The sequence below is a fragment of the Rhizobium sp. 25PS6 genome, from assembly GCF_032464655.1.
Lineage (GTDB): Bacteria > Pseudomonadota > Alphaproteobacteria > Rhizobiales > Rhizobiaceae > Rhizobium > Rhizobium laguerreae.
In genome coordinates this window covers 81,125-103,976 of the sequence record NZ_JAWDIV010000025.1, presented here as the reverse complement: position 1 = coordinate 103,976, position 22,852 = coordinate 81,125, and the positions used below count along the sequence as shown (strand labels likewise).

General features: G+C 57.5%; 18 protein-coding genes. 6 read left to right on the top strand and 12 right to left on the bottom strand.

Features of this window, described 5'->3' with window-relative positions; all coding sequences use genetic code 11:
- From trbG to RWK44_RS29565, 10 genes are read right to left on the bottom strand one after another with little or no spacing between them, the layout of a single operon-like run.
- Nucleotides 1-816, bottom strand: coding sequence for a P-type conjugative transfer protein TrbG (gene trbG / locus RWK44_RS29610; RefSeq protein WP_316029847.1), 816 nt, complete (start codon nt 814-816; stop codon nt 1-3).
- A 16-nt stretch (nt 817-832) separates the two neighbouring features.
- The gene (locus RWK44_RS29605; RefSeq protein WP_316029846.1) at nt 833-1,495 is read right to left on the bottom strand and encodes a conjugal transfer protein TrbF; all 663 of its coding nucleotides are present in this window, start codon (nt 1,493-1,495) and stop codon (nt 833-835) included.
- Between the two features lie 20 nt (nt 1,496-1,515).
- The gene (trbL, locus tag RWK44_RS29600; RefSeq protein WP_310856105.1) at nt 1,516-2,703 is read right to left on the bottom strand and encodes a P-type conjugative transfer protein TrbL; all 1,188 of its coding nucleotides are present in this window, start codon (nt 2,701-2,703) and stop codon (nt 1,516-1,518) included.
- A gap of 4 nt (nt 2,704-2,707) precedes the next feature.
- Entirely contained in the window at nt 2,708-2,884 is a 177-nt protein-coding gene (trbK, locus tag RWK44_RS29595) for an entry exclusion protein TrbK (protein ID WP_316029845.1), read from the bottom strand.
- The gene (trbJ, locus tag RWK44_RS29590; protein WP_310856107.1) at nt 2,878-3,684 is read right to left on the bottom strand and encodes a P-type conjugative transfer protein TrbJ; all 807 of its coding nucleotides are present in this window, start codon (nt 3,682-3,684) and stop codon (nt 2,878-2,880) included. The genes trbK and trbJ overlap by 7 nt, the downstream gene beginning before the upstream one ends.
- Entirely contained in the window at nt 3,656-6,112 is a 2,457-nt protein-coding gene (locus tag RWK44_RS29585) for a conjugal transfer protein TrbE (protein WP_316029844.1), read from the bottom strand. The genes trbJ and RWK44_RS29585 overlap by 29 nt, the downstream gene beginning before the upstream one ends.
- 10 nt (nt 6,113-6,122) lie before the next feature.
- Nucleotides 6,123-6,422: a conjugal transfer protein TrbD gene (locus RWK44_RS29580; RefSeq protein ID WP_316029843.1), complete on the bottom strand. Its 300-nt coding sequence runs from the start codon at nt 6,420-6,422 to the stop codon at nt 6,123-6,125.
- A complete protein-coding gene (locus RWK44_RS29575) occupies nt 6,415-6,798 on the bottom strand; it encodes a TrbC/VirB2 family protein (protein ID WP_310856110.1) in 384 nt (127 codons plus the stop codon). The genes RWK44_RS29580 and RWK44_RS29575 overlap by 8 nt, the downstream gene beginning before the upstream one ends.
- Entirely contained in the window at nt 6,788-7,765 is a 978-nt protein-coding gene (gene trbB, locus RWK44_RS29570; protein WP_310856111.1) for a P-type conjugative transfer ATPase TrbB, read from the bottom strand. The genes RWK44_RS29575 and trbB overlap by 11 nt, the downstream gene beginning before the upstream one ends.
- On the bottom strand, nt 7,762-8,400 hold the full coding sequence (locus RWK44_RS29565) for an acyl-homoserine-lactone synthase (protein WP_127431485.1): 639 nt from the start codon (nt 8,398-8,400) through the stop codon (nt 7,762-7,764). Before RWK44_RS29565 ends, trbB begins: the two co-directional genes overlap by 4 nt.
- Nucleotides 8,401-8,789: 389 nt before the next feature.
- On the opposite strand from RWK44_RS29565, the gene repA reads away from it, so the two are divergent.
- From repA to RWK44_RS29545, 4 genes are all read left to right on the top strand, one after another.
- Entirely contained in the window at nt 8,790-9,980 is a 1,191-nt protein-coding gene (gene repA, locus RWK44_RS29560; protein WP_316029842.1) for a plasmid partitioning protein RepA, read from the top strand.
- Between the two features lie 84 nt (nt 9,981-10,064).
- The gene (gene repB, locus RWK44_RS29555; protein WP_316029841.1) at nt 10,065-11,060 is read left to right on the top strand and encodes a plasmid partitioning protein RepB; all 996 of its coding nucleotides are present in this window, start codon (nt 10,065-10,067) and stop codon (nt 11,058-11,060) included.
- Nucleotides 11,061-11,215: 155 nt separating this feature from the next.
- Nucleotides 11,216-12,460 carry a plasmid replication protein RepC gene (gene repC / locus RWK44_RS29550; RefSeq protein WP_316029840.1) on the top strand — a complete coding sequence of 415 codons (1,245 nt, stop codon included), beginning with the start codon at nt 11,216-11,218 and terminating at the stop codon, nt 12,458-12,460.
- A 244-nt stretch (nt 12,461-12,704) separates the two neighbouring features.
- Nucleotides 12,705-16,445, top strand: a complete 3,741-nt coding sequence (locus RWK44_RS29545; protein ID WP_316029839.1) for a hypothetical protein — start codon at nt 12,705-12,707, stop codon at nt 16,443-16,445.
- Nucleotides 16,446-16,729: 284 nt separating this feature from the next.
- On the opposite strand, the gene RWK44_RS29540 is transcribed toward RWK44_RS29545, so the two are convergent.
- Both RWK44_RS29540 and RWK44_RS29535 read right to left on the bottom strand, forming a co-directional pair.
- Nucleotides 16,730-17,722, bottom strand: coding sequence for a phospholipase D-like domain-containing protein (locus RWK44_RS29540; protein ID WP_316029838.1), 993 nt, complete (start codon nt 17,720-17,722; stop codon nt 16,730-16,732).
- Between the two features lie 291 nt (nt 17,723-18,013).
- Nucleotides 18,014-19,162 (bottom strand): site-specific integrase, encoded by a 1,149-nt coding sequence (locus RWK44_RS29535; protein WP_316029837.1) that lies wholly within the window; start codon nt 19,160-19,162, stop codon nt 18,014-18,016.
- 199 nt (nt 19,163-19,361) lie between these two features.
- Here RWK44_RS29535 and RWK44_RS29530 point away from each other — a divergent pair, with 199 nt between their 5' ends.
- Together RWK44_RS29530 and RWK44_RS29525 are read left to right on the top strand one after the other, a co-directional pair.
- On the top strand, nt 19,362-20,480 hold the full coding sequence (locus tag RWK44_RS29530) for an RHE_PE00001 family protein (protein WP_410056149.1): 1,119 nt from the start codon (nt 19,362-19,364) through the stop codon (nt 20,478-20,480).
- 193 nt (nt 20,481-20,673) lie between these two features.
- On the top strand, nt 20,674-22,638 hold the full coding sequence (locus RWK44_RS29525; protein WP_316029836.1) for an ATP-binding protein: 1,965 nt from the start codon (nt 20,674-20,676) through the stop codon (nt 22,636-22,638).
- The last annotated feature ends 214 nt before the right edge of the window (nt 22,639-22,852 follow it).

Here is a 22,852-nt window from a genome sequence, read left to right as displayed (position 1 = left end):
TCAGCCTCCTCGCCGGATCGTGATCTTCTGTTGCCGCCAACCGACACCGGAAACGAGGATCGCCTTGTCGATCGCATAGTCGACGGTCATCATGTCGTTCTTCATCCGGTAATTGACGATGCGATTTTGACCGCCGGAGATGACGAAGAGCACAGGCGCATCCTGGCCGGAAATCGACTTCGGGAACTGGATGTAGGTCTTCACCCCGTCCGAATAGACCCGTTTCGGCCTCCACGAGGCGCCCCCGCTAATGGAGTAGGAGAAGTTCAGCTTGTCCGGCGCGGTGCCCGGAATGCCGCCGGTTTCGAGACGGGCATTGATGTCGGCGAGCTTGGTCGACACGTCTTCCGGATATTCGAACCCAACACGCGCCATGTACTGGCTGGGATGGGACTTGAGCTGGATATGATAGGTTCGCCGCGATGTCGTGACGATCATCGAGGTATCGAGCCCGGGTTCGGAGGGTTTGACGATCAGATGGATGGCCTGTCCGCCTGTGGCCCCAGAAGTGGCCGGCTCTACCTTCCAGCGCACGGTGTCGCCGACGAGGACGTCGCGAACGATCTCGCCACCCTGAAGTTCGATGTCGCAGACCTGGAGAGGAGAGCAGACGACGGACGGCTGGGTCTCGCCGAACAGAAAGATAACCTTTCCGTCCGGACCTGTCGTGACCAGCCCCGGTGTGCCGCGCCATTTCCTGGAAAGATTTGTTCCTTTTACTTCATTGCTCGTCATGCTCTGCGCATGTGCGCCCGCCGCAAGGACAAGCCCGGCCATGCAGCCGGCGGCTGCCAACAGTAGTCGTGTTGTGTACATTGAGAATCCCCTGCCCTTAAAGCTGTGCCGTCCAATCGAAATCCCGGACATAAAGGCCGATTGGATTGAGGCGGATTGTCGCCTCATCCTGTGGCGCGGTGATCGTCACAGTCGCGATTCCGCGAAACCGCCTCGTGCCGGTTTCCTTGCCCTTGCGGTCCCGCTCATATTCCGTCCAGTCGATCTGATAGGTCTGGTTCGAAAGCGCGACGATGTTGTTGACCTCGATAGCAACTGTCGAAGCCTTCGCCTTCTCAAACGGAGAATTGCCTCGGAACCAGGCGTTGACCTTCTCCGTCGACGGATCGGACGTGCGCAAAAGCGCATAGGTGCGGTCGATATATTGTTTCTGCACCACTGCGTCCGGCGTGATCGATCGAAAGCTGGTGATGAAGTTGCCGAGCGTGGCGCGCACCACGCGCACATCGGCATACTCGATCTGCTGCGGAAAGCCTGCTGTGACGGCGGTCCCAAGCTTGTCTACCTCGACGATGTAAGGCACGAGCCTTACCTGCGTGCTCAGATACATCGCATAGCTGAAGCCGATCACCGCCATGACCAGCCCAAGGACTCCGACGATGCGCCATGCGGCCGCCGCCTGGACATAGGAGCCATAGCGTTCACTCCATTCCTGGCGAGCGGCAAGATACGGGTTTTCCGGGGCGCGGTTCGCGGCCATTTGTTCTTCCCTTGTTTCGATTATGGTTTGTCGTTGCGTTCGGGAAGAGGTTTCGGTCCGCTGTGACCGCCACGCTGTTCATCGAGCTTCGCGTTGGCCAACCCGAGAATCGACCCCGCATAGGCGCCGGGAGAACCGATCGCTTTTTCCTTCGCGGCTGATCCCGCAGCCTGTGCGCCGGAAGTGAAGCTCGCGCCCATGCCGCGCAGAGCAGCACCAGCGACCGATGAGCCACCAGCGCGTGCCGCTTGTGCCGCCGCAAAACCCGCGCCCGCCGCGCCAGCGGCGAGGAATCCAGCGCCCGCAGCGAAAGACACCGCTTGCCCACCGTGTCGGATTGCCTCCATACCACCAGAGACAGATGCGCCCTGCACAACGCCCTGCATGATGTTCGGGACGTACATCGCGATAATGAAAACGACGACGGCGATTCCAGCGATGGCGAGAGCGGTCTGAAACTGGTCGCCGATATCGGGCTGATTGGCGAGGCCGATCAGCACTTCGGAGCCGATGCGGGAGATCATGACAAGTGCCATGAGCTTCATTCCGACGGAGAAAGCATAGACCAAGTAGCGGACCGCAAAATCCTTGGTGAAGGACGATCCGCCAAGGCCGAGCATGATCATGCCAGCGAGAAGCCCGATATACATTTCGACCATGACCGACACGAAAATCGCGGCGACAAGCGAAAACGCGATAACCGTCACGACCATCGCGAACGCCGCTGAGATTGCCAACGCGTTATCTTCGAAGAGACCGAACTGTACCTTCTCCGACATTTTCGTTGCCACTGTGAGACCGGCGTTGAACACGTCAGCTGGTGACGCCGTCCCTCCCCCTGCGCCGATCTGGAAGAGGCTATCCACGACCGCCTTGGCGAACGTCGGTCCCTGCGCGAGCACGAAGGCAAAGAATCCAACAAACATGATCCGCCGCACAAGTTCAGCGAACCAGCTATCCAACGAGGCGGACTGGATTGCCAGCCAGACGGCGGCAATGCCGATCTCGATCGTTGCGAGGATCCAGAACAGAGATCTGGCCGCATCCATGACGGTGGTTTCCCACCCCTTCGCTGCAGTCGTGATCTGGCTCTGGAGCGACGTCAATACTGACCCTTCCTGCGCAAGGGCCGGCTGGGCCGCGACCGCCGTAAAGGCGGCAAAGAGCATGGCGGCCCGTAATTGATAAAGTGTCGTCGTTGCGGTCATCCTGTCACCATTCGACTTTCATCTTTTCGCCACCGGATGTCGGGTGGTTGCTCGACGAGCCGAAGAACTTCGCCCTGCGCTCTTGAGCTTCCTGCTTTTCGGAGATCACCATCCAAATGCCGGCGCTGCCCGCAGCCAGAATCGTTGCGATTGCAATCAGGACCGCTTTCGTTCTCACCATTCCACCTTCATCTTCTCGCCGCCTGAGGTGGAAGGAGCCGTCGCACTGAAGAATTTCTCCCGCCGCGCCTGTGCCAGGTCCTTGTCGGTCTGTTCAGTTTGCAGCCAGGTTCCCATCATCGTCATCTGCTGTGAGACGAGGCCGCGAAGCTTCTGCGTCTGCGCGACCTGCTGAGCGGCGATCTCATGCCCAACCTGCAAGGCCTTCATCTGTCCGTCAGCCGATTCAGACATCGAACGCAGCGAGGACATGGTATCTTCCTCGCTATCGAATTGGTCGGCCGTCAGGCTCGCTGCCTTCAGCGAGCTGGCGATGGTATCGCGGTTGGTGTCCGACCAGGACTGGTAGGTCGAAGAGAACGTTGCGTTATCAGGCAAATTTGTCTTCAGGTCAGCGTAACTTTGGAAGCGCTGCTGAAGAACATCGTCGGCATTGCCCATGGAAAATGAAATACTTTGACCCTGCTCGACGATACTGCGCAGCTGGTTGAGATCGTTTTCGACCTGCCCCCAGACATGCTCAGGAAGTTGCGCTGTGTTTTGCAGCATGTTCTCGTAGATTTTCAGCTGATTCTGGATCTGCTCTGCTAGCTGGCCGATCTGGGTCAACTGGTTGTCGACCTGGATGCCGGAACTTTTCATGAGATCCACGAGCTGCGCGTTGTTGGCGAGCTGTGTCCATTCCGTCGCCGCGCCGGTAGCTGAACCGGCTTGTACCGAACCTTGATTGACGACCGTGAGGGCGGCGGCCGCCGCGAGGATAGCGAACCATTTATTCGTACTTGAGTAGCGATGCGGCATCGTAAAGTCCTCTCGTTTCAAGCCAGCGGATCGGCCAGTCGTGGCCATGTTCGGATTTCAGGGCGCGGATTCGTTTGAGATCCTCTTTGCCCGCCGCGCCGACAAAGCTCAGGGCGACTGGCCCAAGCGACATGTCGAAGAGCCGCCGGCCTTCCGGCGTGGCGACGTAGTATTCGCGCTTCGGCATGGCGGTGGCGACGATCTCGATCTGTCGCTCGTTGAAGCCGATGCGCTCGTAGAATTCTCGCGTCCCCGACTCGCGAGCGGCGCCGTTTGGGAGGCATATCTTTGTCGGGCAGGATTCCTTCAGCACGTCGATGATTCCGGACCGCTCGGCATCGGATATCGATTGGGTCGCAAGAACGACGGCGCAATTCGCCTTCCGGAGCACCTTGAGCCACTCGCGGATCTTGTCGCGGAATACAGGGTGGCCGAGCATCAGCCACGCCTCGTCGAGCACGATCAGGCTCGGCGACCCGTCCAAACGCTTTTCGATCCGGCGGAACAAGTAGGTCAGCACGGGCACGAGATTGCGCTCACCCATATTCATCAGCTGCTCGATCTCAAAAGTCTGGAATGCGCCGAGTGTGAGGCCATCCTCTTCCGCATCGAGCAGCTGGCCCATGGGGCCGTCGACGGTGTAGTTGTGCAACGCGTCCTTGATCTCGCGCAGCTGAACGCCGCTGACGAAATCCGATAGCGAGCGACCGGATGCACTCGCCATGAGGCCGATCTGCCGAGAAATGGCGTTGCGATGATCTGGGGTGATAGTAACGCCTTGCAGGCCGACCAACATCTCGATCCATTCTGTCGCCCAGGCGCGGTCGGCATCAGTCCGGAGTTCGGATAATGGGCAAAAAGCCAAGTTCCTCCCCTCTTCCGCATTGTCGCCACCGATTTCATAGTGATCGCCAACGGCGGCGAGCGTTAGCGGCAGCAGCGAGCTGCCTTTGTCAAAGGCGAAGATCTGCGCATTCTCGTACCGGCGAAACTGCGCAGCGATCAGAGCCAGAAGAGTCGACTTGCCCGAGCCGGTCGGACCGAAGATCAGTGTGTGGCCAACATCATCGACATGCAGGTTCAGACGGAACGCAGTCGATCCGCTCGCAACCTGCATCAAAGGCGGGGAGTTCGGCGGGTAAAACGGGCATGGGGAGATCGGGCTTCCGGACCAGACCGAGTTCAGCGGGATCAAGTCGGCAAGATTGCTGGTGTTGATCAGCGGCTCACGGATGTTGCAATACCAGTTGCCGGGAAGACTACCGAGATAGGCGTCGGTGGCGTTCAGCGTTTCAATCCGTGCGCCGAAACCTTCCGCCTGGATCAGTCGCCGGATCGCTTCGGCCTTCTCCTGCAGTGCTTCGCGATTAATGTCGAACAACACGACGACGGGCGTGTAATAGCCATAGGCAACAAGCTTCGATGAGGCCTGTGCGATTGCATCCTCGGTTTCAGCAACCATTGTCATAGCGTCTTGATCGACCGAGCGGCTTTGTGTCTGGAAGATCTGGTCGAAGAACGGCCGCACCTTCTGCTGCCATTTCTTGCGCGTGCGTTCGAGCTTTTGCCGGGCCTCCTCGGCATCAAGGAAAATGAAGCGCGATGACCACCGATAGGTGAGCGGCATCAGGTCAAGGCTGTTCAGAATCCCCGGCCAGCTTTCGGCCGGCAGACCATCGATCGCAACGAGGCCGAGGAAACGGTTTTCGACCTTCGGCGTCAGTCCGTGCTCAAGCTCGGCGGTGGCGATCCAGTCGAGATACATGGGAACATCGGGAAGCCGGATTGGATGGCTTTCGCCAGTGATGCAGAATCGGGCGAACTGAAGGAGCTCGTCGTAGCGAGCAACCCTCTCCCCTCCCCTCTCGATCGTTTCGCGGGTTTCCATTCGCCGGATCGAAAGGGTGTTGGCTAAATACTGCTCAAGCTCTCGTACTGCGCTCTTAAACACGAAGAGCACCGTGTCTGCGTAAGACTTTTTCCGGCTCTCTTCATCGGAATAGATATATTTGCTGAGAGAGGTCCTCTTGGACTCGAGTGGCCGATAGGTCAGGATCAGTGCATGCTTGCTCTCGAAATGTCCCTGCTCACGTGCGAAATGTGCGCGCCGCTCGGCGTCGATCGCGCGGGTCACCGGGTCGGGAAAGTGACAACGGTCTTCCGATGGATAGTCGACCGTGGGAATGCGGATGGCCTCGACCTGAATCATCCAGCCGCTTCCAAGCCGCGACAGGACGGCATTGATCTGCCTGGACAGTTCGTTGCGCTCCAGATCGGTCGCGCTTTCGGAATCTGGTCCCGCGAAGTACCATCCGGCCATCAGGCTCCCGTCCTTTAAGAGGAGGACGCCGTTGTCGACGAGGCCGGCATAAGGAACGAGATCGGCAAAGGAGGGGCCGGTCACCCGGAAGCGCTTGAGAGCTACCATGGCCTCCTCCTCAATACCGTCGCCAGGGCGAAGTGGTCGCCTTGTAGGCGGGCTTGAAGGAAATGTGCCTGATATAGACTTGCCGCATGAGCGGGTCGGACTTCGCCATCATCCTCAGCGCGCCAACGATCATGACCCAGACGGCAATTCCGAAGAGCGCCGAATAAACTGTCAGCACGACGAAGATCAGGATCACGGCTGCAAGGCCGGTGATCAGCACCAGTTCCCGGTCGGCACCCATCAGCAGATTTGGGCGAGACAGCGCTCGATGAATGCGGTTACGCCGCAGGCCGGACAGGGACTCAGCCATTATCTCCCTCCCCTCCTCTGCCCGGACCAGTTGATGTCACCGGCTCGTCGGATAGCCCGATCGACGCACCGGTTGCGCCGAAAAGGCCGACGATGTTGGTGGCGCCGAGAAGGATACCGGCGACGAGGACGACGTAGACAAGGCGCCGCGCAAAATCGTTCAGTTCCCCGCCGAAGATGAGCATGCCGCCGGCGATCGCCACGGCTGCAAGCGCGATCGCACCCGCAACTGGGCCGGTGATCGACTCCTGGATCTGCTGCAAAGGACCTTCCCATGGTAGGCCGCCGCCGGAACTGGCGAGCGCCGGCGCGACAGAGGCAAGAACGATGGGTGCCGCCAGGAGCATGATGGCGATGAATGGCTTGTTACGCGACATGGCGAGCCTCCTGTTCTTCGGCGACTTGATCGGACTCGACCTGATACCGTCCGTTGATGAACCGCTCGACTTGGATGATGTCGCGAACAATCCGCCCGCGCGGGGTCCGCTCGATCGAGATGATCAGGTCGACCGCTTCGCCGATTACCTCGTGCATTGGCTGCTGGCTTGCCTCAGCGGTCAGCTGTTCGAGACGGCGAAGCGCCGACATGGCGGTATTCGAATGAATGGTCGCTACGCCCCCTGGATGGCCGGTGTTCCAAGCTTTGAGCAGCGTCAGAGCGGCGCCGTCGCGGACCTCGCCCACGACGATCCTGTCGGGACGCAGGCGCATCGTGCTTTTGAGTAGCCGCCCCATGTCGATCGTATCGCTGGTATGGAGGAGAACGGCGTTCTCGGCTGCGCACTGGATTTCGGCGGTGTCTTCGAGAATGACGAGGCGATCGTCTGGGGCGGATTTGACGATCTCTCGGATCACAGCGTTCGCAAGCGTCGTCTTGCCCGAGCCCGTTCCCCCGGAAATGATGATGTTCAGCCTCGTGGAAATGGCACTGCGGATCGTTGCGGCTTGGTATTCTGTCATCACGCCGGCGCAAATATAGTCTTCGAGCGGAATGAGGCGTGATGCCCGGCGACGAATCGCGAAGGCAGGCTTGGTGACAACGGGGGGCAACAGTCCCTCAAAGCGATGGCCACCGATTGGCAGCTCGCCGGAGATGATGGGCTGTTCCGTGTCGACCTCTGACTGCAGCGCGTGCGCCACTGTACCAATGACCATCTCGGCGGCAGCGGATGACATCTCGCCGGCGGGCGCAACGCCGTGACCTAACCGTTCGATGAACAGCTTTCCGTCTGGATTGAGCATAATCTCGACGACATTCACGTCATCCAGGGCAACACAAAGCTGATCGCCGAGCGCATCCTGAAGTTTGCGGACGAGCCGAGGGTGAGAGCGAAGCTGGTTCACGTATTTCTCCTTAGGCTGCCAGGCTGACAGGGGGCGAGTTCAGAACGGTAGTTGGAGGGGCGAAGCCTGAGGAACGTATCTGCGTCGGCGGACAGCGTGCCTGCTACGGCCATCGTCACGCCGATCTTCTTGGGTTCGCCTAAACGATGCAGCTGCCACCCAACGCGAGCGAGGATCCGCTCAAACCGAAGATCGGTCACCGTAACAATCTCAGTGTACGCATTCGCCATGCACCATTCGATGATGCCAGCGAACATGGTGAGCGTCGCTTCATGGACCGAGCCGTCCGCCCTCCCCTCCGTGAGAGCCGTATCGACGCAGAACCGGGAACTCTCGATCATCGCGGCATGACCGTTGAGCTGACCGTCGGGGAGAAGCGAGGGGAAAACATCGGCCACCATCGTCGGACCAAGCGCCGGAAGAAGTCTCGCGCACCCAGCCAATTGGCCGGTCTCGGCGATGGCGAGAACATAGGTCGGTCGAAGCGCGTCAAAGCCATCGGACTCGTACCCCGCCGTTACGTCCACCTCCCAACCGAGGCGGTCGGAAAAAACCCGCGCACGTAGCTGGTAGTGGAGGTGAAGGAGGTGAGCCTCTTGAATCGTCCGGGGTGCTGAAAACGCGAGAACCTGCATGAACTTTCTCCGTCGTTGTTGGTGGCGGCGAAATCAGCACAGAATTGAATCGAGAGGCAGTTGTAGGATCCTACAAGTCGCACTCACGCGAGTCGGCAAGGAAAAGCGATAAGGGGTGATCGAGGGGGCCTTGCGCAGCCACATAAACGCGGGGCGCATTGTAGGATTCACAGTAAAACGGACCATGAACGCGGCGGGCCATCCCCCTAGCTAAATCCGTGAAAACGCAAGGAAAAGAAGCTATGGGTGTGCAACCCGTCGATTTTGCCTTAACCCTTTGTTAACCTTAATTCTCTTGCGGCTATCTGAGAATCGGGAGATAGTTGCGAAAATTATGGCTATGGGGCCATTTTTTCGAAAGTTTAGCCTCCCGGGAAATAGTTTGCAAAATGAGCCATCAGCAGCCTAATCGTTTTGATATCGAGATTGCCCAGCAAGGGGCAAAGATCTCAAACGCGTTGCATATGCTGCGCAGACAACAGTATCCGCCAGATGCTCGCAAGGGACTGCGCAAGTTCCAATTGGGAGAGGTCGCTGACTTCATCGGGGTCACCCAAAGCCATCTTCGACAGATTCATTCGGAAGGTAAGGGTCCCGAGATAGAATCGGTCAGTGGGCGGCGCTACTACACGGCTGACCAGATGCTCGAGCTTCGTGATTATCTGGAGGCCAATAAAAAATCTGATAAGAGATACTACGTTCCCCGTCGTCGTGAAGGCGAGCCGATGCAGGTCGTATCGGTCGTGAATTTCAAGGGCGGGAGCGGGAAGACGACGACCGCCGCGCACCTTGCTCAATATCTCGCTCTCACCGGCCATCGCGTACTGGCGGTCGACCTGGATCCGCAGGCATCGCTGACTTCCCTGTTTGGAATCCAACCTGAACTCGATGATACGGCCTCCCTTTACGAGGCGCTTCGTTTCGATGATGAACGGAGGTCGATCGCGGAAGTCATCCAGCCAACGAACATTCCTGGCCTGGACGTGGTTCCTGCAAATCTGGTCCTGCAGGAGTATGAGTATGATGTTCCCCTGGCAATCTCCTCCAAGAAGGGTGAGGACGGCCGACTGTTCTATATGCGCATTTTCAACGCGCTGAAGCAGGTGGACGACAGGTACGATATCGTGGTCATCGATTGCCCACCACAACTGGGATACCTGACGATAACGGCGCTCATGGCCTCGACAGGCATTCTGATTACGATCCATCCTCAGATGCTGGACATCATGTCGATGAGCCAATTTCTGATGATGTTAGGCGGAATTATGGGCCCCGTCGCAGAGGCTGGCGCTGAAATGCGTGTTGAGTGGTTCCGCTATCTTGTAACTCGCTTCGAGCCGACGGACATTCCACAGGCACAGATGGTCGGATTCATGCAATCCATGTTCGCCCAGCAGATGTTGCGAAACCACGTCCTGAAATCGACGGCAATTTCCGATGCTTCAATAAAGAAGCAGACCTTATACGAGGTAGAGCGGGGTGATTTCGTCCGGTCTACCTATGACCGGGCGATGGAAAGCCTGAACGCAGCCAACGGCGAAATCATGGAACTAATCCACGGCGCATGGGGGCGGAAATGACGTATTTGTCAGCCGTTTTTTCGCGGGGATTTATGAGGCATATCAATTTCTTGGCGACGTTGAAAGCGAGTTTGGAGGCCGGCTATGGCGCGTGAAAATCCTTTTGCGAAGCTGGACATGGCTTCCATCGCTTCTAACCAGACACCGACAAAGCCTGGGTACGGCATGACGGGGGCAGCAAAGACTGTCGTTCGCTCCATCGAGGACTTGGCCGAGAACACCAAGAAGCTGATGGAAGGCGAGGTGATCGTGGATCTGGATCCGCGGTTGATTGACGTTTCGTTTGTCGCCGATCGCCTTTCCGACGATGGCGACGAGTACCAGGAGCTAAAGCAGGCGATCAAGACATCCGGCCAGACAACGCCCATTCTGGTTCGACCCAGTCAGGCAGATAGCCAGCGGTTCATGGTGGTCTTTGGTCACCGCCGTCTGAAAGTCGCCAACGAACTTGGCATTCCGGTCAAGGCAGTCGTCAAGAAACTGGACGACATCACGTCAGCAATCGCCCAAGGGCAAGAAAATTCCGCCCGCTCGAATCTGTCGTTCATCGAGCGCGCTTACTTCGCACAGAACCTACTCGCGTCCGGAATGACGAAGGATGTGGTTCGGTCGTCGCTCGCGATCGATGAGGCGATGCTCTCAAAGATGCTTGGTGTTGTGGAGGCAGTTCCAGCCTCGGTCCTCAAGGTGCTTGGAGCATCCAAGAAGATCGGACGTGACAAGTGGCTGAGCCTCCGTCAATTGGTTCTCGCCCCTGCCCTCTTGAAGGCAGCTACGGAACATGCAGGAACCGCGGAGTTCGCTGAGCTGACAGAGGACAAGCGGTTCGATGAACTTCATGACTACCTGAAGCGCTACAAGGTCAAATCGGCGGCAAAAAAGCCCAAGTCCACTGTGTCCGGGAAGGTTTGGACGTCGAGCGATACATCACTGGATTTCGTGATGAACGCCAAATCCAAGAAGGTTGCGATCGAGCTTTCGAATGTGGAAGCGAAGCCCTTCAGCGAGTGGCTTTCAGCCCACATGGACCGCCTGTACGACGAGTACCGAGGATCGAAGCAGGAAAACAACGGAGAATAAACCGCAAAAGAAAAAGGCCCCCAAACGGTAAACCGTGGAAGCCTCTCTCGTATCTCTCGCAGGATTGAGAATCGCATTTCCCGGAATCACAGTCAAGAGTCTTGGCACCGATTTGGTGAGCGAATTTCCTTTGCCTGAAGAAAGGTGAAAGAAAAATGCAAACGAGACATGTAACGACGCCCTTTGGGCGGCGGCCGGCGACGCTTGCCTTGGTGAAAGGGCAATTGGCGATCGCGGCTTCAACACCAGGCACGCGTGTCGAAAAGTGGAAAGTATTTCGCGATGTGTGCGAAGCGAGGGAACGCTTTGGCCTGCAAGACAGAGCGCTTGCCGTTCTCGATGCCCTTTTGACGTTCTACCCTGATCCACAGCTCGATGGCGAGAACGGACTTGTTGTATTTCCATCCAATGCGCAGCTGTCCGTTCGCGCTCACGGGATTACCGAGAGTACACTGCGCCGCCAACTCGGAGCACTCGTCGATGCAGGACTTATCCAGCGTCGTGATAGTCCAAACGGAAAACGTTATGCACACCGCGATCGAGCTGGGGTGATCGAACAGGCTTACGGCTTTGATCTGAGCCCGCTGCTTGCGCGTGCGACCGAGCTTGCCTTGCTGGCTCAGGACGTAGCCGCGGAGCGTATGCGCTTTCGCCGGGCGAAGGAAGCACTCACGATCTGCCGCCGAGATGTCCGCAAGTTGATAACAGCTGCGATTGAGGAAGGCGCTCCCGGCAATTGGGAGCATGTCGAAATGATGTATATTGGAATTCTGGGGCGGCATCCTCGCTATCCGGACAGAAATCAAGTCGAAGCCACACTCGATGAGATGGAGCTCTTGCGTTCTGAGGCACTCAACCTTCTGGAAATGCAATCAGAAACCAAAAATATGCACGGCAATGCCATCCCGAATGACCGCCACATACAGAATTCAAATACCGAATCTATAAATGAACTTGAACCTAGCTCCGAAAAAGAGCAGGGCGAGAGCGTGCCGGAAGAGCCTCAAGCAACGAGTGTGACGCCTGGAGAGACGAAGGCAAAGCTCGAACAGATCAAAGTGTTCCCGCTGGGAATGGTTCTTCGAGCTTGTCCGCAGATTGGAGACTATGGGCCGGGCGGCGGCGTTGCACATTGGCGAGAGCTGATGACTGCGGCCGTGGTGGTCCGCTCCATGTTGGGTGTCAGCCCGTCAGCCTATGAGGAGGCCTGCAATGCGATGGGGCCAGAAAATGCCGCAGTGGCTATGGCGTGCATTCTCGAGCGATCAAACTTCATAAATTCTGCTGGAGGCTATCTTCGCGACCTCACGAAACGCGCGGAACGTGGGGAATTCTCGCTTGGACCGATGCTGATGTCTCTGTTGAAGGCAAACGGTGATACCGTACGTCGCGTGGGATAGACGCAAACCGCCAAATTAGTTATTACGATGCCATCCGGCTATTTTCTCAATCCCGATTGTCAGCCGTTTTTTTTGAAAGATATTCAAGCAAATACAGATAAATAGAGGAAATGAAGCAGGTTAATCCCCCAAGTTGCCTAGAAGGCTGGGGACGAAGTTGGCAGCCTCCCAAAAAGAGTTGCCTAACATTACCAGCACGATCGACTAGAGGTACCCGTCATGTTGTAAAAATGCTGGAGCGAGATTGCGATTGTTAACTGGAAAGCTACATAACCAATTAGGGGAGGGCCTTCACCTTAATGCCCTGGCTACGCGGCAGGCAAAACTGTGTGCGCGGCTAGTGAAGTTCGACGGCCTCCACCTCGTCCAGACGCTATCGGGTCTGTCGACGATCCCCGAAAACCAGGTTGCCACGTACCGGATCGAGGCCTTGATCCATCTCGCCGTCGCTTTCTGCCGGGGAACGCAAATCCCGTCTGATGCCCAGATCCGTGAGTGGCTCAATGATGACCTGCTTCAAGACCCCCTTGGCCTCGGTGAGGATCCTGTCGAAGATGTTTTTGCCACCGTCGTGCCAGCATGGGGAGGCGGCGTCGTCCTGCTCGAAGGCTCTTGGATTGATAACGGGTACTACCTTCAGAACCTCCTGGCTGCCCTGCTCTGTTTGCCCGATGAGGAATGGGCTCAAGCCGCCTATCACCACGTGATGGCCATTCTCCAAATTGCCCGCGGGGTTTCGGAGCGAACCGGTGTCAAACGCTATGGCAAATGTGCGTCCCGCCCTGGAAAAAAAGTCACCGTTTCGCCAGGTACAGCCGAGGCAACGCGGTCAGCCGCGCGGTTCAGCGTCCAGGACCTGGAAAACCTTCGTATTCATGCTTGGCAAATCGCCCCCTTTGTTCTTGCAGACGATGAGCGCGACGTCATTGGGTCAGACGTGCTCGGGCATTCGGTCCTGGAGCGGTACCCATTGCTGAGGCAGGGAAACGACTGGCTCCTCGCCTTGCCGACCGCAATCGGGGCAGCAGCACGCCGCTTTATTCTGGAGTTTGCCCAATCGGAGAACGCGTTGCCGCGCCTCGAGGCCGCGCTCCGTGCTGTCGAGCTTCAGGACGTTCGGACATTTTTCGCATCAAATCTTGGCTTCAGCAATCGGATTTCGGATGACGATCTGGAGCAGCTGAATTCGCGCACCACCCTAATTAGGACGACATTCGGAGATGGCTGCCATGCTGTTATTGTGCACATTGGCGACGATCTTACCGAGACACTGCAAACAGGACTGCTCGGAGTATCCGAGGTGGGCGAAGGAGTGATGGAATCGGTTCGCGACGCTGAAACCGAACTTGCCAGTCGCCCCAACTATCGGCACGGGCTAACTCTTTTCGTCCATGGCGGAGTAGGGCGAGGATCGGCTAGAGATGCTGCATCTTCTCCGGCCAGTTGGCATCACGTCGACTTGTCGCTGAGCGATGGGTTAAGAATGAGCTGGGATGGGGACTTCACCGCGAAGCGGATCTGGAAAATCCTGGAGCAACAGGAGAAGCTTCACTCGCGCGGTTGGCAAATCGAAAACCCTTACGGCTTCATCAATCTCTACGGTTATCTGCAGGAACGCAATTTTGAAGTTGTGCCCGTCGAATTGCCGTTGTCAGGGATAGCGACCCTCGACGGTGGCTACGCCGGTCTGGCGCGTCATCGAATAAGAACGGAGAGCGACTACCATCTCACTATAGGACCGGACGGGCGGTCGCTCATCGAGGTGCAAAGGCGTTCCACGTCCTCGTACTTCAAGGAAGTCAGTCAACTCCCCATTTTCGTTTCGCCGATGGATGCTCTCCAGGACAAATTGCGCGTTGTCGTCGAAACAGAGCAGAGACCGTGGTGGATCGACCAGGAATTCGGACCGTTTGGCAATCGGGCGTTGACCCTGAACATCTGGGACGCGGCACAGAAATGGCTGCTCAGGTTGGCGCCTCTTTTAGAGCATGAGCTGACAACCCTGCCGGCCGGCCCGGTTGCGATGGAATTACTGTTCTCTGATCTTGAAGACCTGTCACAACTGGCCCCGATCGCTGCCGATCAGCTCGCGCGTCCGAATGTGACAGTGTCGAGCGGCGTGATCAGGATCGATTCAAGGATTGCCAGTCTATGTGGTTACATCCACGAGACGAACATTGCGGAGCGTTATCTCATCGCAGCGATGGCGCTTGGCGCCAGCCAGCTGGCGGGATTGCCTCGCTCAGTCGATTGGGCGGACGAGCTCGCTGCAATGATTGCTGGCACTAAGGACGCCCGTTTTGCACATGCGATCCCGGCAGGAGACCCCGAGCAGATGATCCAGGCGGCGTTGCCCCTGCCGACGCCGCTCTATCAATCAGACGAAGACCGGGCCTGGTCCGACCTCGGGCTGGCGACGCTAGCTGGCGCAACGGGGCGTGGGATTGTTGAGCAAGGCAATGTCAAATCTCTGCTACATGCTGCGGTGATTCGGCTTTGGGATAGAATCCGTGCTCGGCTGGCAACGATTGATCGACGAAGTCTGGTCGTGAAAGCGGTTGTTAACCATGAGGCTATCGATCGGGATAGAGCCGAGTGGGGCCAGACCGCTGCAGCGCTTCTTGCCCTGCACAAGGATCAGGGAGATGTCCTGTCGACACACAATGAGCAGGAGGGCAAGCGGGCTTCGGCCGGAGTGGCCAGCCGAGCGATGGCGGAAATGGCGTTGTGTACCTGCCCGACCGAAGGCGGCATTTCCTGCACGGAGATCGACTTCGACCAACTGCTTGCGGAAGTCTGCACACTGATAGACTGTGCGACGCAAAGCGATGCCTACTACTACGGTTTGGCAACAGGTCCTCTTAGGATCACACCGAGTGGATGCTTCCTCTTTGATAAGGGTTTCTACGATCAGCTGCATAAGCCCTATACTCACGCGCACGGTGACCGCGCCTTTCGCGATGCGGCCGCAGGCTACGCGGATTCATTTGACAAATCCGAGCCTGACGCGCGGAGCCCCACGGCTCCGGTGCTCGATCCCGACCTCATCGCGGGGGTGCGCGCTGAGTTCGGCATGGGGCTAGCGGAGCTCATCGAGCTGTCGCACAGCGTGGCGGAAATGGCACTCGGAAATGGTGATATCCTGGTCTCGATGACCAGAACCGAATTTCGTGGACTGCTGGCTGATCTCGGCACCGATGTCGACGTTGATCGCGCCTACGTATCTCTCACCTTAAGGCCGAGGCCCCAGTGGGACGAGTTAAAGCCGGAAGGCGCCCGTCCGCGGGATTGGGAGCCTTGGAGAATGAACAGGAAGCTGTCGCTGACGCGACGCCCGTTTGTTCAGTTGAGCGATGGCGAGGACCCCGAAATCCTGATTTCTTCGGTACTCCTGTTACGAGTCGTTCGGCGCTACTTCGAGGTTATCGAAGGCAGGTTAGGAGCCGAATTATTCGATACCAAAGAGATCGGAAAATGGATCGGCAAAGTCGTCGATCAGCGCGGGCATGCCTTCAATCATTCCGTTGCGGCGCGATTGACGGAGCTTGGCCTGACGGCACTGCCCGATCAGCTGATGACACAGTTCCACGGAAAGAAGGAACTTGGAGATGTAGACGTGCTCGCCTGGAACAAGGAGGGTGATGTCTGGATCATTGAGTGCAAACGGCTGCTGCTCGATCGAACGGTTGGTGAAGTTGGTGAACGTCTTGCTGATTACACGACGACGGGAATGCGAAACGGCAAGCGGACGCCAATCCAGAAGCATCTCGATCGCATCAGCTTTTTCAAGAATGATCCAGGCGTTTTGACCAAACTGACAGGCATTGCCCCGGCGAAAATTCGCCTCCGGTCTGCGCTCGTGACGAGCGGCATCGTTCCTATGCAATTTGCAAAAGCAATGTCCCAGCTCGTCAATATCGCGACGGACTATAGAAGTATGGGAGCCGCGGGGTTCACGCCTAGTGGATGCGCGGAGCTACCATAGCGCCCTAAAGCATTTGCGCTGCCCGGCCGTTGCGTCGGGCTGCGCTAAATTCATTTAGACCGAAGCCGCGAAGCATATTTGCATTCTTACAGAATGCGACCTGCGGCTGACTGTGCAGGCGAGTTTTCGATGAGCGAATTCGAGTAGCGGTGCTGCGTGATCCTGTCAACTCCATCGATCTTACAATCAATCGGCATATGCCTGGCTAGGCTTTCGGCCACGTCAGTCAGGGCAGAAAGCGCAGCCGCAGGCAATACATAGGGGCGTGTCATTCCCAATCCCTCTTAGCTCTCTTCGAAGACCGTTGGAAGCAGGCACAACGCGTTTGGTGGAATGATGTCATGTGTCTGGAGTGGAGTTTTGCTATCGCGGAGAGGCCTACTCCGCGAGAACGTGCCCGTTAACCTGATATCCGTGGCGAGGTTTCTGCGCTCAACCCTGAAAACTACGAAGCGCTTTTGCTCGTCGTCGTATTCATTGTATGGCCTCGCAGCGACCAAAGCGTCCTCAATATGAAAATTCTCCTCCCGCATAAGCGGGACGGATCCCTCATTGAGTTTCAGGATGGCCATGTCGATACCACGTCGCATCACCTTGCCTTTGTCCCGCTCGCAGACGGCAAAGAACAAAGGCTGGCACTGCGGAAGTGCGAGCGACCGAGTGTATATTGGTTCATCCTTGTTCCTCGGAAACCGAGCGATTTCAGTGTTGAGATCAATGAAATCCATTATGTCGTTGTCTCGGTCGGTGTCGTCGAGATACAATGGCTCTGGTTCGAGCTCTATCCGGTATTGGGCATCCAGATATTCGCATCGATGACGATGCGCCTGTTTGCCGGTGATGACCAAAGCAGAGTCGTGGCGAACCACCGGCGAATTCGCTGTCCTCTCTGCAGAAAGCCAATTGAAAGAACCGTCGATGAAGATCTTGTCGTCTACAACGAGCGATTTATTGTGAACGTTCCGAAGCTGATGGATTGATATCCCAAGGGAGCGGAGCGTCCGCACGCTCCGCTCAAATCGCTTCTTCAAGGTGACTTTGCTGCCCTGGGTGAGGGTCTGCCGCTTATTTTTACTCAAACCTGGCTCTTCCCGGTTTGACGCGTAGTCGGTGTAAATATGTATTGATATCCGATGCGCCTCCTTTGCCAAACGCTCGGTGATCGTCCGCACGGCTTTGTCCGTTATCCAAGGCGAAGAGATGATTAATTCATGATCCGTCTTCTTGAGGCAGAACTCCAAGAGCTCACAAAGACGTTTAGTGCCCGCTACGAACATGCTTGAACATTCGCAATGACATATCTGGAGTTCTTGGTCACACGTGGTGCATAAGAATTTTTTGTCGGTCATACTCTACCTGGCTCTTGCCAACTTCTCATGTAACAAAGAACGCTTTCAAGGCGTTTATGAGATTGCTCGTTATAGCATTCGGACGCCTAGGCCGTTGCCGTGGGTGACGTCGGTTAGCAACTCAAGGCCCGCTGCACCAATCGCTAGCGTGAAAATTCGCTCTTAATCGCAGTACTCTTGTACCCGACCTTGCTCAAGACGGCCCTCTGTCGAGTTCGGTCAGAGAAGTTTCGCGGCCCGGCCGCTCCTCCTTGTTGCATTGTTATAATAGCTAGACGCCTGCTGCACGGAGCGATGGCGCGACTGCTCCATAGCCTCGGGGAGGGGAATGCCGCGATTGGCCGCTTCTGTCAGATATCCCGACCGCAATCCATGCGCGGAAAACTCCCCAGCATCCAACCCAGCCATCTCGGCCCGCTGCTTGATGATCGCATTGACCGACTGCGGATCGATGGCCCGCCGCGAAACCGTCCCCCAGCGACCGATGCCCCGAAACACACTGCCATTGTCGATCTTCGCAGCCTGCAGCCAGGCGATGAGCGCCTCTACCGGCCGACCGGTCAGATAGACCACATCGTCTTGCTCGCCTGAGCTGGTCTTGGTGCGGCCGAGATGGATGGCGAGAGAGGGGAGGGGAGGCCCGTCCGGCACCTCGATCGGCGGCTCGACGGTCAGTTGTTCGCATCGCAGCCCGGCGATCTCGCTGCGCCGGCGGCCGCCGGAGGCGAAGGCAACCATCAGGATCGTCCGATCACGCAGATCGCGCAAACCATCGGTGGCGCAGGTCGCCAGCAGCTTTGCCAGCACGTCACCGGTGACCGCCTTGGCGCTCTTGCGACGACGTTGTCTTGGCGCGGCGCGCACGGCGAGGCGGATGGCCGACTTGAGGGCAGGGGAGGCGAAGGCGCCGTCAAAACCGCGCCATCTGGTCAGCGTCGACCAATTCGCCAGTCGCCGGCGCACCGTCGCCGGCGCGTGCGGTCCGACGGTTTTGAGAAATCCCTGGCGCCGAAGGTTTTCGTCGACTTTTGTCGGCATGCCGTGATCGGGATCGGCAGCACGCTTTTCCGGATCCCACAAATGATGGGCGACGAATTTTAACAGCAGCGCCTCGGGCGCCGGCCAAGGCAGCGATTGTCCGGTCGCCGCCAATCCCCAGGCTTCAAGATAGGTGAGGTCCGAGGTTAGCGCGCGTAGCGTGTTGTCGCCCATGCCCTGGTTGACGAGGTGGCGCAGCGTCTCGATGTCCTGGTCGGTCAAAAGCTCGGCGAGCTCGTCGCGGCGCTCGATCGGCAGCACGGCGGCAATGGTGTCGAGCTCTTCGGCGCGCCGCTCGGCGGCGGTCAGTGATGTCTTGGGTTTGGGCACGGGCGCTCCAAATGGCGGGTTTCGGCGGCCGTCTCGGCCCTGCTTTGCTGCGATCCTTGCTGATTTGCGCCGCCAAATCAATCTACCATCGATAACCAGTACATATCGGTGGTTAGACACTCAACCCCCCAATCATACCATGTGAGGAACTGTAGTTATCATATAGAGTTCCTTTAGCAAATCGTTTACCATAAAAACAATGACTTACGATCTCGCAAAAATCAGCATGACAGCCCTTTTGGAGCCGGCATTCCGCGCCGGCATCGCTCTCACGCGTCTGGACGAGCGCATCGCCCGCTCCCCGGTCGGGCAGGGCTTTACCGAGCGCTCCCACTTCACCGACGCCTGTGCCTCGCTGTGGATCGACGGCGAACTGGTCCATCTCGAAGACCTGGTGCTGCACGACGCCACCCGCGATATCCGCACCCCGACCCACGAACTCACCATCGCTCGCGACGTTTTGCGGACCCGCCGGCGCATTGCCGCGCAGTCGCCGGATTGGGCGTTATCGACCGAGGGTATCCGAAATTTGCGACAGACGTCGGACATCAATCCGGTCGGCGCTGAGGCGGGGCAGCCAAGCGGCGTCATTCGGCCCGCGGTCGCCATCGATCCGGAAGGGGAGGGGGATGGTGATGACGCAGAGAACCTATCCGGCGTGGACTATGCCGCCATCGATGCGATCCTCGCGCGCTCTGATGCCGCGATCGAACGAGCCAGCAAGCCCGGCCGGGCTCCGGCCGATCCGCTGGTCTACGATCTCGACTGGGACGAGGACGCGCGGCTCGAGGAATGGCGCGGCGTGGTGCGACAGGCCGAAGATCTGCCGGCGGTTCTGCAGGCGATCGTGCTCCTCGATGCCTGGAACGAGCTTTCGGTGCTGCAGCATGCCCCTTGGCTCGGCCGGCTATTGGCCGCCTCCATCCTGCGCCAAGCCGGTGTTACCACCGGCGCCCACCTCGCGGCGATCAACCTCGGCCTCAAAACCATTCCCGTTGATCGGCGCCGCCATCGCGATCGCGAGACCCGGCTGCTTGCCATCGCCCATGGGCTTTTGGCGGCCGCCGAGATCGGCATGAAAGAGCATGACCGGCTGGCGTTGGCGCGGCAGATGATGGATAGAAAAGTGGAGGGGCGCCGGACGTCTTCAAAACTTCCAAAACTGGTCGAGCTGGTGATGGCGAAACCCCTGGTCTCGGCCGGGATGGTGGCGAGCACGCTCGAGGTGACGCCGCAGGCGGCGCGGCGGATTGTTTTGGAGCTGGGGTTGCGGGAGATGACGGGGAGGGGGAGGTTTCGGGCGTGGGGAATTCTGTGATCAAGAGTCCGCTGGCGCCCTCAAGCAAGTTAACGCCTCGACAGATTGGCGTTTCACTGGTTCATGTTGAGCGTGAGACAAAGCAAGTAGACAGGGGGCGCCTCCACAGCCATAACGGTGGCGCCCCTTGGTTGCATCTTGACACTTTATAACCCTGATGATTGAGCTGGCGAACGTTAAGGCAGAGGGTACGATGTCCGTCCAAGAGGTAAAGGCTACGCACGAATACCTGCGCAAGGTCGCGAGTACGCGTGAACCGGTAAGAGCGCTCTCGGAGTTCGTGTGGAATGCCCTGGACGCGGACTCGACTGTGGTCGCCGTTGATTTTGTCCGAAACGGATTGGGCGGTATTGAACGCATTGAGATCAGTGACAATGGGACGGGCATAACAAAGGTCCGAGCGGATAGAGACTTCACCAATATCGGCGATTCGTGGAAGCTTTCGCTCAACCGGACCGCCGGTGAGAAGCGCGCTATCCATGGCAAGGAGGGGCGTGGTCGTCTGCGATTCTTCTCCTTGGCCAGATGGGCGACCTGGAAAACAGTCTATGCGGAAAAAGAGAAGAAGCTCGGGCTCGAAATCAAGATTGACGGTGATCGTCTGAATCATGCGGATGTGCCTGAGCCGAGCGATGCTGAAAATAATGACACAGGGACAAAGGTTGCGCTCGACGGTCTGAGGGAAACATTCGATTGGATCATTGGCCCGGAGGCTAGGGCGGAATTCGATGCAATTTTCGCTCCCTATTTGCTGCAATATCCCAATGTCCAGATAGTCTACAACGACGCACCGGTCGATCCTTCTGTGACTATCGAGCGATCGGTGGATTTGCCGACGAAGCCGGTCGTATGCCCCGGTGGGACGGTCGTTAGGGATTTGACCCTGAAGGTCATCGAATGGCGCACCAAAAGTGCGTCCCGCAAAATATATTTCGGTGGCAAGAGCGGCATCGTGCTTGGCTCGCAGGCGGCAGGCGTGAACGCGCCGGGCTTTGACTTTTCAGTGTACGCCAGTTCCCCGTTCTTCGAAGAGATCGCCAAAGCGAACCTCCTCGAATTCGACAATCTCAGCGATCCGGCGTTCGCGACCGTCGTTGGCTACATTAAAGATGAGGTCACGGACTATTTCCGGGGTCGTCAGGCGGAGCGCAGCGGCGAGTTGATTGACGAACTCAAGGCAGCCGGCGTGTATCCGTATGAGGGTGATCCCCGTGATGATATCGAACGGCGGGAGCGCCAGGTTTTCGACATCGCGACGCACGCGGTTTCTTCCTACTCACGCGATTTCAAAAACGCTGAGAACTCCCTTAAGAAAATTACGCTTGGCCTTCTTCGCGAGGCGTTGCAGCATAATCCTGAATCGATCTCTCGAATCCTCAAGGCGGTCTTCAACCTCCCGAAGAACCGGCAGGATGAGTTCTCGACGCTCCTGGATAAGACAGAGCTCGCGAACATTATCGCGGCATCTAACCTCATCGCTGATCGAGTTGTTGCTCTGAAAATCCTTAAGGAGATCGTTTTCGATCCGTCGTCGCGGCGCTCAACCAAAGAGCGCGGCGAATTAGACGTTGTCATCCGAGACCATACCTGGATTTTTGGCGAGGACTTCCACATCACGATGCCAGAGGCCGGTCTGACGAAGGTCATGCATCGGGTAGCCGATGATCTATCGGTGTCACGGTCGAAGAAGTCCACACTCAAGAAGCCTGACGGCAAGATTGGTCGGATCGATCAATTCCTTGGGCGCGTGGTTCCGCACCCCAATCCGGCCCATCGCGAATATCTCGTCGTCGAATTAAAGAAGCCCGCTCTTGTCGTCGGCAGGAAGGAGCTTAATCAGCTCGAAGATTACATGGCCTCGCTGACCTCACAGCCGGACTTCAATACCACGTCCACCAACTGGACTTTCTATCTTGTCACTAGCGAGTACGACAATTACGCCAAGGATCGTGCCACGCAGGACGGCTGGCCCATCGGACTGGTGGTCAACAAGCCGAACATTAAGGTTTGGCTGAAAACTTGGGCAGAGATAATCCGAGACAGCGAAAGCCGTCTGCATTTCATCCAGGAAAAGCTGAAGATCGAAGTCGCGGACGACGAAATCGAAGAACGGATCGCACAGCTGAAATCATCATACGTTAAGCAGCCGAAGTCGTGACCTGCCAGACCATTGTTCAACCAGATAGTCAGGACCGTGCTTCCGCAATGGCCACGCCAAGAGAGTGCTCGATTTCTCTTCGTGAGAAACTCCAAGAGACGCAGAATATGCGGGCTTCAATGTCCTGCCCGTCAACCATTTATTTGCACCGGTCCATTAAAAGTGGCTAACGTCCAGACTGGCGACGAAACGAGATATTTTCTCAGTAAAAGAG

Excerpts from the sequence above, each read along its gene's own strand:
- RWK44_RS29580 (WP_316029843.1), bottom strand. The coding sequence starts at position 6,422 with ATGGCTGAGTCCCTGTCCGGCCTGCGGCGTAACCGCATTCATCGAGCG.
- repC (WP_316029840.1), top strand. The coding sequence starts at position 11,216 with ATGCAAACGAGACATGTAACGACGCCCTTTGGGCGGCGGCCGGCGACG.
- RWK44_RS29565 (WP_127431485.1), bottom strand. The coding sequence starts at position 8,400 with ATGCAGGTTCTCGCGTTTTCAGCACCCCGGACGATTCAAGAGGCTCAC.
- repA (WP_316029842.1), top strand. The coding sequence starts at position 8,790 with ATGAGCCATCAGCAGCCTAATCGTTTTGATATCGAGATTGCCCAGCAA.
- trbG (WP_316029847.1), bottom strand. The coding sequence starts at position 816 with ATGTACACAACACGACTACTGTTGGCAGCCGCCGGCTGCATGGCCGGG.
- trbK (WP_316029845.1), bottom strand. The coding sequence starts at position 2,884 with ATGGTGAGAACGAAAGCGGTCCTGATTGCAATCGCAACGATTCTGGCT.
- RWK44_RS29575 (WP_310856110.1), bottom strand. The coding sequence starts at position 6,798 with ATGTCGCGTAACAAGCCATTCATCGCCATCATGCTCCTGGCGGCACCC.
- RWK44_RS29585 (WP_316029844.1), bottom strand. The coding sequence starts at position 6,112 with ATGGTAGCTCTCAAGCGCTTCCGGGTGACCGGCCCCTCCTTTGCCGAT.
- RWK44_RS29525 (WP_316029836.1), top strand. The coding sequence starts at position 20,674 with ATGTCCGTCCAAGAGGTAAAGGCTACGCACGAATACCTGCGCAAGGTC.
- repB (WP_316029841.1), top strand. The coding sequence starts at position 10,065 with ATGGCGCGTGAAAATCCTTTTGCGAAGCTGGACATGGCTTCCATCGCT.
- RWK44_RS29605 (WP_316029846.1), bottom strand. The coding sequence starts at position 1,495 with ATGGCCGCGAACCGCGCCCCGGAAAACCCGTATCTTGCCGCTCGCCAG.
- trbL (WP_310856105.1), bottom strand. The coding sequence starts at position 2,703 with ATGACCGCAACGACGACACTTTATCAATTACGGGCCGCCATGCTCTTT.
- RWK44_RS29530 (WP_410056149.1), top strand. The coding sequence starts at position 19,362 with ATGACTTACGATCTCGCAAAAATCAGCATGACAGCCCTTTTGGAGCCG.
- RWK44_RS29540 (WP_316029838.1), bottom strand. The coding sequence starts at position 17,722 with ATGTTCGTAGCGGGCACTAAACGTCTTTGTGAGCTCTTGGAGTTCTGC.
- trbJ (WP_310856107.1), bottom strand. The coding sequence starts at position 3,684 with ATGCCGCATCGCTACTCAAGTACGAATAAATGGTTCGCTATCCTCGCG.